Raw genomic sequence first — 12772 nt, 5'->3', positions numbered from 1 at the left:
TTTGTTGGAATGGGAAATATAGTGTTGAATGCCGCCGGTTTATTTGCCATGATCTTCTTAGGGTATTTTCTTAAACGGCTAAATGTCCTTTCAAAAGCGGATGGCTCGATCTTATCCAAAATTATTTTGAATGTGACGTTACCGGCAGCAATCATTTTGAATTTAGCTTCAATGCAAGTACAAGTCAGTGCGCTTAGTTTGATTGTGATCGCTTTGATCATTACGATCGTCCAGATCCTCTTCGCATTTTTCTTGACAAAAAAAGAATCGAACACGCTGCAACAGTTTGCTATGTACTGCGGGTCAGGATTTAATATCGGCAATTTTGCAATTCCTTTTGCCCAAAGTTTTTATCCTTTAGGGATTCCACTGATTTCGCTGTTTGATATGGGGAACAGTATCATGTTGGCAGGGGGAACGACGATTTTCATCGAGTTCTTGATTGGAAAGCGGACGACGTTTGAACCAGGAAAAATCTTTTTGAATCTCCTGCGCTCGCCAACATTTACCATTTATCTAGTGATGCTGATTATCCGCAGTGCGGATTGGAGGATTCCCGAGTCAGCCTTGGCGCTCGTTCAGCCAATCGGGATCGCAAATACGTTTCTGTCCATGTTTATGATTGGCTTATTTTTGGATTTCCGCTTACCGAAGCACACTACGCCAACGGTAATCAAAATTTTAAGCTTACGCTACGGACTTGCTTTCGTGCTGTTCGCGGCTTTCTATGTTTTACCGATCCCAGTTTTATTAAAACCAGTACTTTGTTTGTTAGTGTTTGCTCCGATCCCTTTATTTGGGGTCATTAATTCCGTGATTGCTGGGATGGAGGAAGAGGCGGTGGGATTTGTTTCTTCCATTAGCTTTTTGATAAGTATGCCGCTAATGACGGGTGTCCTGATGTTATTTGGACTCGCTTGATAAAAAAATACGGCAATGAGCAAAATAATCGCTTTACAAGGTGATTTTATCGATAATAGAGAAGACTAGATTTAGGAGGAAAAGAAAAATGTTGATTGGTTCACACGTTTCAATGAGCGGCAAAAAAATGCTTTTAGGAGCAGCAGAAGAGGCGGCTAGCTATCAAGCTACTACGTTTATGATCTATACCGGAGCTCCGCAAAACACGCGGCGCAAACCGATCGAAGAGATGCAGATCGCAGCTGGACAAGATTTTATGACGGAAAAGGGAATTTCGAATATCGTTGTCCATGCCCCTTACATCATTAATTTAGGTAATACCATCAAACCAGAAAACTTTGGCTTTGCCGTTTCGTTCTTACAAGAAGAAATCCAACGAGCCCAAGCTTTAGGTGCAACTCAAATCACGTTGCACCCCGGTGCCCATGTCGGTGCAGGACCCGAAGCTGGGATCAAGCAGATCATTAAAGGCTTGAACGAGGTCCTTGAAAAAAATCAAACCGCCCAGATCGCATTAGAAACAATGGCAGGTAAAGGCACCGAGATTGGTCGCAGCTTTGAAGAATTGGCAGCAATTATCGATGGCGTTACCTTAAATGAAAAATTATCCGTTACACTAGATACTTGTCACACGAATGATGCTGGCTACAATGTCAAAGAAGACTTTGACGGCGTGTTAAACGAGTTTGACAAAATCATCGGGTTGGATCGCTTGAAGGTCATCCATGTCAATGATTCAAAAAATCCACAGGGCAGCCACAAAGACCGACATGCGAATATTGGTTTTGGCACGATCGGCTTTGAAGCCTTGAATAAGATCGTTCATCATGAGCAATTATCAGCGTTACCGAAAATTTTGGAAACACCCTATGTTGGCGAAGACAAAAAGAATAAAAAAGCCCCTTATGGCTATGAAATCGCGATGCTGCGGGAAAAGACCTTTGATCCTGAGCTATTGACGAAAATCATGGCGGGTGCTTAAACGGTTCATTTAACCATGAGCCAGCTTATTATTGGAGGAAGAAAAATGGACTTTCAGTTGCTGATCGATGCCGCGAAACAAAAACTGGGATTCAGACAGCTCTCTCAATTTGCAGAAGCAGGGAGTGTTGCGGCAGCTCTGACTACTGCAGATGGACAGATTTATACAGGGATCTGTATCGATACCAGCTGTTCTATGGGTTTTTGCGCCGAACAGGCTGCGGCTGCGCAAATGATCACCGATGGGCAGCAGCGGGTGTTACAGATGGTTGCAATCAATTCGGCAGGTGAGCCGATCCCACCTTGTGGTCGTTGCCGTGAATTCATCAGCCAGCTGGATCCTGCCAACCACAACACGCAGGTCATGATCGCAGCAGGAAAAATCATGACGATAGAAGAGCTGTTGCCTTTTGATTGGAAAGCATCAAAATAAAAAGAGATTTAGCCCCTTAGACCGCTCTGTTCTAAGGGGCATCTTTGTTTTATCGATCCAATGGACGATCAACATGTTTAGATAAAAAAACTCCTCAACCAGCAATAGTGCTTTGTTGAGGAGTTGATCGATAGCAATGATTAGAATTTTTTCGCAGCTGCTGCTACGCGTTCTAAACCTTCAGCAATGATTTCTGCTGTTTTAGAAGGATCTGCATTGTGACCTTCGATGATTACTTCTTCTGTGATGTTCATGCCGAACATACCACCGAAAACTTTTTCCATAAAGGTTACAGCGTTTTCCATTGCGCTCATTTCGCCTGAGTAAACACCACCACGGGCATTCAATAGAACGATTTCTTTGTCTTTCAACAATTGGTTCATTGAACCATCTTCGTTATAAGAGAAAGTAAAGCCAGCTTGGAAGATATAGTCGATGAATGTGTGCAAAGCTGCTGGGATCGTTAGGTTCCACATTGGGAAAGCGAAAACGATGGTATCTGCTGCTGCGAATTTGTTCATCACGTCTTGACGGACAGTCATCAATTCTTGTTCTTCTTGGTTTAATTCTTGTTCTTGTGAAAGTTTGCCAAATGCTTCAAATAACGTTTGACCGATATAAGGCATTGGTTGTGCGTACACATCAAAGGTTACAACGTCCACATTGTTCGTATCAAGATTTTCAACGAACGTATCAAACATTTTTGCAGATACTCCATCAGGACGGTTATTGGCTTTAACAACTAAAATATTTTTCATTTTTTTCCACCTTTACTTTAAGTAAGTTTTAATCACAAAACGTAGTATACTATAAAATAATTTTGCTTACAATAAATAAGTGTACTTTTTTTAAAAAAGCTGGAATTTTGCAGTATTTTTCACGTAGTTTTGGTAAACTTTAGAGAAAACAGGAGGGGTTCTATGAAAATATTCGTGGTCGAAGATGACAAATCGTTAGTCAAAATGATGGAAAATCAATTATCCCGCTATGCGTATCAAACCTTTGTTCCGGAAAATTTCGCTGCGGTTTTAGCTGAATTCTTGATGATCCAACCTGATTTGGTTTTGTTAGATGTCAATCTGCCTTATTATGATGGGTTTTATTGGTGCCAAAAAATCAGGGAACATTCATTGGTTCCAATTCTCTTCATCTCCGCACGTGACGGCAATATGGACCAAGTGATGGCATTAGAATACGGTGCTGATGATTATCTGGTCAAACCTTTTTCTTATGACTTGCTGCTGGCTAAAGTGAAGAGCCATATTCGCAGAGTCTATGGGGATTATGCACAGTCTGATCGGGCGAGAAGCTTGAAAGCTGGCGAATTGACCTATTATCCGGAAGCGTTGAAGATGGTCTATCGTGAAGCCAGTGAATGGCTGACTGTTCGAGAAGGAGAATTATTGACCCTTTTAATGTCAGCGCACCCAGAAATGGTCAAACGGGAACGGATTTTAAATCTATTATGGGATGATGAGCGTTTTGTTGATGACAATACGCTTTCTGTCAATGTTGGCCGTTTGCGAAAAAAATTGGCGGCAATGGGCATCAATGATCCGATCCAAACGATTCGCGGAAAGGGTTACGCCTTATCGGTAGTAGGTACAGAAGAATGAGAGCATATGTAAGTGTTCATTTACCTAAACTACTCGTTACCTTCCTAGCCATTTCATTGTTCGTTTTAGTGATTTGGTTGGATGGCTATCGAAATTACCTCGTGATTGGTTATGGTCTGCTTCTATTCGGGCTGTTCATTGTTCTTGTTTATTTGGCAGATTACCTTTCCAATACTACGTTTTATCATTATATCAAGCATGGAAGAGCGACACACCGAAGCAATGGCTACCTTTCCAGGCAATGGCGCAAGCAGTTCGATGCACAAGAGCAGCATGAGCAAGAGCGGCTGACAGAATTAGATCAGCACCATCAAAATCATATTCGTTTCATGAATATCTGGGTTCATCAAATGAAAACACCTGTCTCAGTTTTGGCGCTAATGGCTGAAAGTGAAGAAGTCGATAGCTATGATCTTTTGGCTGAAACAGATCGCTTAAAAAGTGGCTTGGCGACTGCGCTGAATTTTGTGCGCTTGGAAGATTTCACGGAGGACTTCGTTATCGAGTCAGCCTCACTGTTGGAATTGTTAAAACACAGTATCGGTGACCAGAAGCGGAATTTCATTCGCAGTGAAGTCTATCCGAAGCTGATGAGTGAAGCAGATATCACGGTGACAACAGACAAAAAATGGCTAGGTATTCTGATCTTTCAACTCATTAGCAATGCCATTAAGTACTCAACAGCAGAGAGCAAAGTCTATTTTGAAATTGATCCGTTTTCTAGAAGCTTGACGATCGCAGATGAAGGATGCGGGATTGCAGCAGCGGATCTCCCGCGGGTTTTTCGCCCCTTTTATACAGGTCAGAATGGTCGGCAAACAGGCGAGGCAACTGGAATCGGACTTTACTTAGTCGAAACGATCAGCAAGCAATTGGATATCGATATCGCTTTGGTCTCTAAGGAGAATCTAGGCACGACGGTTACATTAACGTTTCGGACGTAAAGACTTTCTTACAATTTTGTAAGCTTTCTATCATGAAATCGATAACTGATTGCGGTGCCGCCTGCTAAACTGGTAGCAAAGGAGTGAAGATGATGGCTTTACTAGAATTGAAAAATGTATCGAAAACCTATACAGGGGAAGTGTCTGTTGAGGTTTTACAGCAAATCGATCTCAAAGTGCCAGAAGGAGAATTTATCAGCATTATGGGTCCATCTGGCAGTGGCAAGACCACCATGCTGAATTTGGTGGCAACATTGGATAAACCGACTTCAGGTTCGGTGATCATCAAGGGCGAGCAGCCCCTAGAATTATCTAAGCAAAAACTCGCGGAGTTTCGTCGTCGGCAACTAGGTTTTGTTTTTCAAAACTACAATTTACTTTCGCCATTGAGCGTGCTTGAGAATGTGATTTTACCACTGACATTGGATCGGGTGCCGGTTCTTGAGATGAAAGAACGTTCGGAACAGCTATTACGTGAGCTTGGGATCTATGAGAAAAAAGACAAACGCATCTATCAGCTTTCCGGTGGAGAGCAGCAGAGAGTTGCGATTGCTAGAGCTTTGATCCATCAACCGGAATTGCTTTTAGCAGATGAACCGACGGGCAATCTTGATTCAAAGGCAGCACGAGATGTCATGGAAATACTAAGTCAGATGAACAAGCAACTTAAGGTCACCACCATGATGGTCACCCATGATCCTTATTCTGCCAGCTTTTCTGATCGGGTCGTTTTCATCAAAGATGGAAAGCTGTATAACGAAGTCTATCGCGGGGCTGATCAACAGCAATTTTATCAAAAAATTCTTGAAGTCCTAGCACATTTAGGAGGTCGCCGTCATGAATTTCAGACAGTTGATCATTCGTAATCTGCGGGGGAATTTTCGAACCTATGCGGCCTACTTCGTCAGTAGCGCCTTTGCGGCGATGGTGTTTTATATCTTTAGTCTTTTGCTCTTTCATCCGCAATTGGAAGAAAATTTGTCCAATAGCGGTACACTTTCAGAATTGGCGAAGGTCGGTCTATCCGTCGCACTTGTGGTGATCGCTTTACTGTCGCTGTTGTTTTTATGGTATACATTTGTGGTCTTTTTAAAACGACGCAAACGTGATCTGGCAATCTACTTGATTTTGGGGATCGAAGAAAAAGATCTGCGAAAGATTTTGTTTGTCGAAAATGCCCTTGTAGGAACCTGTGCCACAGTGACCGGTATTGGGTTAGGGATTTTATTGACGAAATTATTGCTGCTGATTGCGCAAAATGTCATGTATCTAACAGAAGGACTGAAATTTATGGTTCCTATGGAAGGTTTAGGATTGACCTTTGGGATCTATGTCTTTATTTTTCTCTTGATCTCCTTTTTCAGTACCCGCGCCTTGCAAGGAGAACAGATCATCTCATTGATCAAGGAAAATGAAAAGCCACGTCCTGAACCAAAAAGCCATTGGGCATTGGCTTTTTCAGGAATTGTGCTGTTACTAATTGGCTATGGATCGGTCTTTTATTTTAGCTACCAAACGTACTCGATGCTGCCGCTTATGCTAGGAGTCTTGTTGACTGTTGCGGGCACGATTTTGTCATTCCATCAGTTCAGCGTATTTCTATTGAAACGATTAAAGAAACGCCCGACCTTCTTACGAGGGACTCGGATGCTGACTATCAGCGAATGGATTTTTCGCATGCGAGACAATGCGGCGATGTATAGTCTGATTGCTATTAGTACCTCCGTGGCATTCGTTGGGATTTCCGTGATGCTGGCGATTGGCAGTTCTTCTTTTTCTTCGATCCAAGGAATTAGTGTAGCCTATGTATTTCCGTGGTCTGGGCCAGAAGACCTCGATCATACCGAGGGAAAAGTAAACGAAATTAAAACTGCTATAGAAGAAAAAGGGTATGCGCCTGTAACGGATAGTGTTTCCTTACTATGGGCATATGCGAATCTTGATGAATCTGCAGTTACGAATGATTCATTCTATACGACGAATGGCTTTTCAATTATGCGAGAAAGCGACTATCAGAAAATGATGAAACAAATTGGTGAGGAAGCTGATTCTGTTGCAGATAATCAAATAATGACACTTAGTGCTAATTATTCACGTCGAAAACAGCTTCTAGAAGTCCCTGAGAACGAACGTACAAGTATCTATCCAATCGAATTGGGATCAGAGACCGGTATAAAAAAAGATGTTACGATTGTCCACAGTCCCTCAATGCTTTCTCTGGATTACTTTGGACTGTCAGTTGTGACAGATAAAACCTTTGAGGAGTGGCAAGCCCTCTTGCAAAAATCCACCGACGATATGGAATCTGGTTTTATTTGGTTAGACTATCCAGAATGGGCTGAAACACCTGAATTGGTATCTGATTTCAATGGGGATTTAGATAAAGAAAATGCCTTGATCGATCAGCAATACGAAGAGCTCAGTCAGGAGTTTGAAGCCAAAGGTGACTATACGGATGAAGAGTGGGCAGAAGCAGCAAAAGACATTCCGATGCGTACGTCTTATACCTCGAAATACCAAGCTTTCCAAGAAAATCGTCAAGGAAATGGCATCATCTTAATGATCACGGTATTACTGGGTTCGGTTTTCTTTATTTTCTCCGCTTCAATTATCTATTTCCGTTTATTTGCAGATTTAGATAAAGATGGGGCGTACCACCGTTCCTTGCATATCTTAGGTGTGTCGCCGAAGGAGCGTCACAAAGTTCTGCGACGCCAACTGCAAGTGATGTACTTCTTGCCAACAGTCGTGGCAATGATCCATTTTGCGGTGGCAATGACCGCTTTGCGTATTTTAGTAGAATTGCCTGTATGGCAATACTATGGTGTGATTGTTAGTCTCTTTTTGATTTTCCAAATCGTTTTTTACTTTGTTTGTCAGTATCGGTACTTGCAGCAAATTGATAGGATCGCCGATCCTACAGAGTAATTTATTCTTCAAGCCAAATCTCTTTCAGTTTGTACTGATTGGGATTTGGCTTTTTATTAGCTAGTTTGTCTAAATTTCTATCCATGAAGCCTTTTAATTGTGCAAATCATTGAAAAGCAGATAAAATTAAGTAACGCTCATTTTGTCAAACAAACGAAGAGACACTGTTAGAACACGACAACTGTCAGATGCAAAATTCATTTCGAGTACAGTGAAGGCTGCGGTCGATGGATTTAGGGAAGCACTTATTTGAGGGAGGAGACCAATGATCACACGACTTGGAAAAGCATTTGCAGTCTTACTGTTGCTGATTCCTTTATTTGCTGGTATCCGGATTGTTTATGGAGAAACCGATGTGGGCGCCAAGCTGATCACAAATGTGTCGATCGTCAATAGCCACAATGAGGTCATTACAAGTATCGAAAAAGATGACTCGTTTAAAATAGATATGACGTGGAGTTTAGAAAATCTGGGTGACTTAAAAGCCGGTGACAAAGCAACAGTCACCTTGCCAGTTGAGATTGAAGGCGTCAATAATACGTATGCTTTATACGATGAAAATAACAACTTAGTGGTCAATGTTACCCAAGTTGGCAATCAGCTGACCTTTGTTTTCACGGAATTTGTCGAACAAAATACCAATGTACACGGGGACTTTTATTTTTGGACAAAGTTCAGCGATGAAGTGACAGAGAACCAAATCAACAACATCAACTTCGAAACAGTAAATGGAACGCAATCGGTGCCTATTTTTATTCAAGCAGTGGATGATACAGGGGAGGGAGCCTTACTCACCAAACAAGGACTGTATTTAGGTACGCAAGAACCCAAACGGATTATTGATTGGCGTGTGTATATCAACTCGTTTGATACAAATCAAGTGACGATCAAAGATGGAACGTTTATTGATATTTTAGGTCCCCATCAGACACTCATCAGTACGACTGCCCGAGTGGTTTACGGCCCCAGCGTTTCCAACCCAACGTATGTTGAGCAAGTACCGATCGTTTTAAATAGTGATGGCTCCTTTGAAATTCCTTTGCGGGATACGGAGGAACGGATCTACATTACCTATAAAACAGAAACTGATGGATCATTGGAACAATATACCAATCGGGGCATCCTTGATGCCGTGGTCAATGATGTGCCAAGAACAAGCAGTATTACTGGCTATACGCCACGCTATGGTGGCGGTGGTGGCGGAACCGGTGAACCAGGGGAGTCCAGCAGCACGGAACCAAGTAGTGGAAGCAGTACTAGTAGTACTACCGAACCAAGTAGTGAAAGCAGTACAAGTAGTAGCACGGAATCAAGTAGTGAAAGCAGCACCAGCAGTAGCACAGAACCAAGTAGTGGAAGCAGTACTAGTAGTACTACCGAACCAAGTAGTGAAAGCAGTACAAGTAGTAGCACGGAACCAAATAGTGAAAGCAGCACCAGCAGTAGCACAGAACCAAGTAGTGAAAGCAGCACTAGTAGTACTACCGAACCAAGTAGTGAAAGTAGTACTACTAGTAGCACAGAACCAAGTAGTGAAAGCAGTACAAGTAGTAACACGGAACCAAGTAGTGAAAGCAGCACCAGCAGTAGCACAGAACCAAGTAGTGAAAGCATCACTAGTAATAGCACGGAACCAAGTAGCGACAGTAGCATCAGTGAATCCACCGAATCAACTAACAGGAGTAGTTCTAGTAATACTGGGGCGGTGTCACCTGAAAATTCATCCTCTGGGATCAATAAGTCATCCAAAACAAATAATTTGCATAATCAATCAGAAAAACAGCACTTTCCTCAAACGAATGAAGTGTCTAATCATTTATGGATTGCAATAGGAATGGTTTTAACAGGATGCGCATTGAAGTTAGGTTGGAGTAAATTTATCAGGTAGATAGAAACTGAAATTTTGGAGGCAGTTTTATTACTTGGAAGAAAAATTAATAAAGACTTATTTAAAGGAAAGATGCCATTTTATGGCCACTTTCCTTTTTTTTTCGGCGCATGTTTTCTCTGAGATTTTATTATAATTTCTTTATCAAGTTATCTTGAAATATACATTTAGGAAGTGAGGAAATGAGAAAACTGGTTGGTGTATTAATCACAATACTGCTAATAGGGTTATTGATTCTTGTGTTTGGTTTCGATCATACTTCAGCAAAAGAACGTTCCAGAGGAAATCTGTCGTTTTCTGTACAAACGAACCGAGTGATTTATGACGAAGCCTTGAAAATGATCACGGTTCCGGTACGTCCGAACAAAACACTGACTTCACAAAAGGTTCGTGTCTTACTAACTTATGGTTGGGATGGGAACGGACACAGTGAAAAAGTGATCGGCGAAACAGTTTTAACGAAAGTCGATTGGTTTTCAGGTGTTGAAAACTACTTAAGGATCCATGCGGAGATGGCTATTGATGAGATAAAAAGTATGGATAAAGTTGATTTAGTTGTTATATATGATGGTGAAACAACAATAACTGAAAACCTGAAGCCCGGTCATTGGCAAGTAACCGCGCCGCCAAGCAGTAATGAGAGTACGACAGCTGAGACAAGTAAAAGCTCAAACGAAACGGTAGCAACAAGCGCTTCCTCTAGTAGTATCGAGCCGAAATTTAGCGAGTCTCAATCGACGAATCCAACGACTTCTGAGGCTGAAATTACCAGTGAAGACATCCAAAGCACACAAAGCACTATCGATATCAGTGATTCGGAAACCGTCAGCACCCAACCAGTCACTAAAAGCGAGCCAAGTCAGACAGAGAGCTGTCAAGAAAACGCAGCGACAGCCATAACGTCTACCGAGAAGGAATCTGCTTCGTCAAAGCATTCAGATTCACAAAAGAAAACCAAAGGATTGCCAGCCAATCAATCCCAGAAAAGTCAGGCGAGCGTTTCATCTAGTGTCCGTACAGAAGAGCACCAAGCGACAACATCTTCTCAAGACAAAAAGGAACAACTTCAACCCACGGAGATAAGCAGTGGCAAGGAGGTCAATGCAGCCGTACTACCGAAAACCGGCAGCAAAACTACCAATCTTCGCTATCTACTCTTTGGTCTAGTAGTGGTTCTGACTGTGTTTCTTTACTGGATGAAGCGAAAGTTATTTTATGATGAGAAGCTGTAACGAACATACCCAAAAATCATGAGAAAATTGATAACCCACGATTGGAAATTTCTTCCCCAGAATGCACAATCACGTGTTGTTTTGCCGTAATTCATAATTAGTCTGACGATCGTTTTGAGGCGTCAGACTTTTTTTATGAAAATATACAGATAACAAAAGGAAAATTTGTTAAAAGTAATTTGACAGAAAAGAGGGCACAGTGGTACGATCACCAAACATTCACAGCTTACAATTTTGTAAGGTGATAGATTCAAAGCAAAAAACAGCTTTGGCTGACCATACAAGCGAGGGAATTTTCATGTTACACGCACTTTTGGATACCACAGAAAAACAAATTTTTCAGTTTCTAAGTTATTGTTACGAAACGAACAAACCAAAATATACAATTAAAGAGCTTTCTGATGTTTTCAATAGGAGAACGAATAAAATGCAGTCGATCGTGCAACAAGTCGAATGGTTTTGTGCCCGCTATCCTCAGTTTACGTTGATTTATGATGAACAAGAAAAAGAAGTGGTGATTGCTTTTTCTCCACGATTTTTATTGAGTCAAGCATATAATGTATTGTTACAGGGAACCGTTGGGTTTATCTTACTCGATGCACTCTTTCATGGGGACTATCACTCCCTTGAACAACTCAGCCTCAAAACCTTCAGCAGTCTCCGAACGGTCCAACGAAAATTGAAAGAACTAAATCACATTTTAGCGAACTATCATTTGTCCTATAGTCTGAAGAAAGGAGATCCCTTGACAGGTGAGGAATACGCAATCCGCTATTTTTATCATTTAACCTATTGGCAGATTTTCGATGAGAAGCACTCACAGGTCGTGGCATCGATCAAGGATAAAGAAAGCGTTATGGCTTTGTTTGAAACTCATGCTTCTTATATGAGAAAAATCGATATCGATAAGTTTCTTAATCTATTCGCTATCTCCCTGCAAAGAATTCATCAAAAGCATCCAATCACTTTTTTACCAGAGGAAGTAAGTACCTTTGAACATCCACTGATTGAAAGGAATCAGTTTTTTGAGGTCTTTTTAAAGCCATTATTCAACGGCAATCACCTTTCTCTATCTGAAATCTCGGAGCCTGAATGCAGCTTCTTGTATTTTATGTTTGGCGTAATGAACACCTATCTTGAAGAGGATCTTTGCGAGGCGGAACTCTCGTGGTTGACCCAACCCAAGTATCAGCCAGAAGTATTACTTGTTGAACAACTAGCCCAGTGTTTTCGTCTGAGGTTTACCGATGCTGAAAAAAACTATTTACTAGTTAATTTCGTAATGATCCATTCTGCTTCCAACCTTTTTGGTACCCGACAAAAAAGTGATAGTTTTGGTAAACCGACCGACAAGCAAGAGCTACAAGCGGCTTTCCCAGTGCTTTATCCGACCGTGAAACGATTTTTTGAGGAAGCGACTGTTTCTTTACCAGCGTTGCGTAGATTACTGCAAATGAATGATCGCTTGATTTTCCAATACTGTATGTTACTGAGAGTTATTTTTATAAAATATGAACAGCCGGTCACGTTCTCGATCCATTCGAAATACGGAAAAACGCAAGAGCTTTGGATCAAGAACCGCTTAATGAATGCCACGCATCGAGCGATGGCCCATTATTCGCTGTCTCAAAAGCCAGATTTGGTGATCAGCGATTATCCGATCCATCAGGAATTTTCTGAGGAAGAACAGCCGTACCTCTTTTATTGGAATGGTCACCCAAGCGCAAAGGAGTGGAAACAGCTCAAGCAAGTGATCAAACAGATCAGAAGTGCCAAGAACAAGGCAGCGTTTGCCCAGCTGGCATTCACCCAAACGGAGTGATCCCGCT

Annotated in this window: 11 protein-coding genes; 10 read left to right on the top strand and 1 reads right to left on the bottom strand. The window is 41.7% G+C overall.

Annotation, left to right across the window (positions count from 1 at the left end; genetic code table 11):
* Positions 1-9: 9 nt before the first annotated feature.
* The 3 genes from IGJ26_RS09710 (at position 10) to IGJ26_RS09700 (ending at position 2335) form a co-directional block, all read left to right on the top strand.
* Positions 10-921, top strand: a complete 912-nt coding sequence (locus IGJ26_RS09710; protein ID WP_016612232.1) for an AEC family transporter — start codon at positions 10-12, stop codon at positions 919-921.
* Positions 922-1009: 88 nt separating this feature from the next.
* Positions 1010-1903, top strand: a complete 894-nt coding sequence (locus IGJ26_RS09705) for a deoxyribonuclease IV (RefSeq protein ID WP_005225802.1) — start codon at positions 1010-1012, stop codon at positions 1901-1903.
* A 45-nt stretch (positions 1904-1948) separates the two neighbouring features.
* The gene (locus IGJ26_RS09700; RefSeq protein WP_086332454.1) at positions 1949-2335 is read left to right on the top strand and encodes a cytidine deaminase family protein; all 387 of its coding nucleotides are present in this window, start codon (positions 1949-1951) and stop codon (positions 2333-2335) included.
* A gap of 140 nt (positions 2336-2475) precedes the next feature.
* Here IGJ26_RS09700 and IGJ26_RS09695 read toward each other — a convergent pair whose 3' ends face one another.
* Complete coding sequence (locus tag IGJ26_RS09695; protein WP_005225804.1) at positions 2476-3093, bottom strand: FMN-dependent NADH-azoreductase; 618 nt, start codon at positions 3091-3093, stop codon at positions 2476-2478.
* 162 nt (positions 3094-3255) lie between these two features.
* Here IGJ26_RS09695 and IGJ26_RS09690 point away from each other — a divergent pair, with 162 nt between their 5' ends.
* The 7 genes from IGJ26_RS09690 to IGJ26_RS09660 all read left to right on the top strand — a co-directional run bounded on the left by IGJ26_RS09690 (position 3256) and on the right by IGJ26_RS09660 (position 12765).
* The gene (locus IGJ26_RS09690) at positions 3256-3951 is read left to right on the top strand and encodes a response regulator transcription factor (RefSeq protein WP_005235415.1); all 696 of its coding nucleotides are present in this window, start codon (positions 3256-3258) and stop codon (positions 3949-3951) included.
* Entirely contained in the window at positions 3948-4895 is a 948-nt protein-coding gene (locus IGJ26_RS09685; protein ID WP_429976689.1) for a sensor histidine kinase, read from the top strand. The genes IGJ26_RS09690 and IGJ26_RS09685 overlap by 4 nt, the downstream gene beginning before the upstream one ends.
* A gap of 89 nt (positions 4896-4984) precedes the next feature.
* Positions 4985-5761 carry an ABC transporter ATP-binding protein gene (locus tag IGJ26_RS09680; protein ID WP_008378452.1) on the top strand — a complete coding sequence of 259 codons (777 nt, stop codon included), beginning with the start codon at positions 4985-4987 and terminating at the stop codon, positions 5759-5761.
* A complete protein-coding gene (locus tag IGJ26_RS09675; protein WP_086299375.1) occupies positions 5733-7823 on the top strand; it encodes an ABC transporter permease in 2091 nt (696 codons plus the stop codon). Before IGJ26_RS09680 ends, IGJ26_RS09675 begins: the two co-directional genes overlap by 29 nt.
* Before the next feature lie 265 nt (positions 7824-8088).
* Positions 8089-9711, top strand: coding sequence for an Ig-like domain-containing protein (locus IGJ26_RS09670; RefSeq protein WP_194199649.1), 1623 nt, complete (start codon positions 8089-8091; stop codon positions 9709-9711).
* A gap of 182 nt (positions 9712-9893) precedes the next feature.
* Positions 9894-10943, top strand: coding sequence for an LPXTG cell wall anchor domain-containing protein (locus tag IGJ26_RS09665; protein WP_194199648.1), 1050 nt, complete (start codon positions 9894-9896; stop codon positions 10941-10943).
* A 298-nt stretch (positions 10944-11241) separates the two neighbouring features.
* Positions 11242-12765, top strand: a complete 1524-nt coding sequence (locus IGJ26_RS09660) for a helix-turn-helix domain-containing protein (protein ID WP_194199647.1) — start codon at positions 11242-11244, stop codon at positions 12763-12765.
* Positions 12766-12772 lie beyond the last annotated feature (7 nt).

The sequence above is a fragment of the Enterococcus sp. AZ095a genome, from assembly GCF_050546735.1.
Lineage (GTDB): Bacteria > Bacillota > Bacilli > Lactobacillales > Enterococcaceae > Enterococcus_D > Enterococcus_D entomosocium.
This window is presented reverse-complemented; position numbering and strand designations above follow the sequence as displayed.

Excerpts from the sequence above, each read along its gene's own strand:
- IGJ26_RS09700 (WP_086332454.1), top strand. The coding sequence starts at position 1,949 with ATGGACTTTCAGTTGCTGATCGATGCCGCGAAACAAAAACTGGGATTC.
- IGJ26_RS09675 (WP_086299375.1), top strand. The coding sequence starts at position 5,733 with ATGAATTTCAGACAGTTGATCATTCGTAATCTGCGGGGGAATTTTCGA.
- IGJ26_RS09680 (WP_008378452.1), top strand. The coding sequence starts at position 4,985 with ATGATGGCTTTACTAGAATTGAAAAATGTATCGAAAACCTATACAGGG.
- IGJ26_RS09670 (WP_194199649.1), top strand. The coding sequence starts at position 8,089 with ATGATCACACGACTTGGAAAAGCATTTGCAGTCTTACTGTTGCTGATT.
- IGJ26_RS09690 (WP_005235415.1), top strand. The coding sequence starts at position 3,256 with ATGAAAATATTCGTGGTCGAAGATGACAAATCGTTAGTCAAAATGATG.
- IGJ26_RS09665 (WP_194199648.1), top strand. The coding sequence starts at position 9,894 with ATGAGAAAACTGGTTGGTGTATTAATCACAATACTGCTAATAGGGTTA.
- IGJ26_RS09660 (WP_194199647.1), top strand. The coding sequence starts at position 11,242 with ATGTTACACGCACTTTTGGATACCACAGAAAAACAAATTTTTCAGTTT.
- IGJ26_RS09710 (WP_016612232.1), top strand. The coding sequence starts at position 10 with ATGGGAAATATAGTGTTGAATGCCGCCGGTTTATTTGCCATGATCTTC.
- IGJ26_RS09695 (WP_005225804.1), bottom strand. The coding sequence starts at position 3,093 with ATGAAAAATATTTTAGTTGTTAAAGCCAATAACCGTCCTGATGGAGTA.
- IGJ26_RS09685 (WP_429976689.1), top strand. The coding sequence starts at position 3,948 with ATGAGAGCATATGTAAGTGTTCATTTACCTAAACTACTCGTTACCTTC.
- IGJ26_RS09705 (WP_005225802.1), top strand. The coding sequence starts at position 1,010 with ATGTTGATTGGTTCACACGTTTCAATGAGCGGCAAAAAAATGCTTTTA.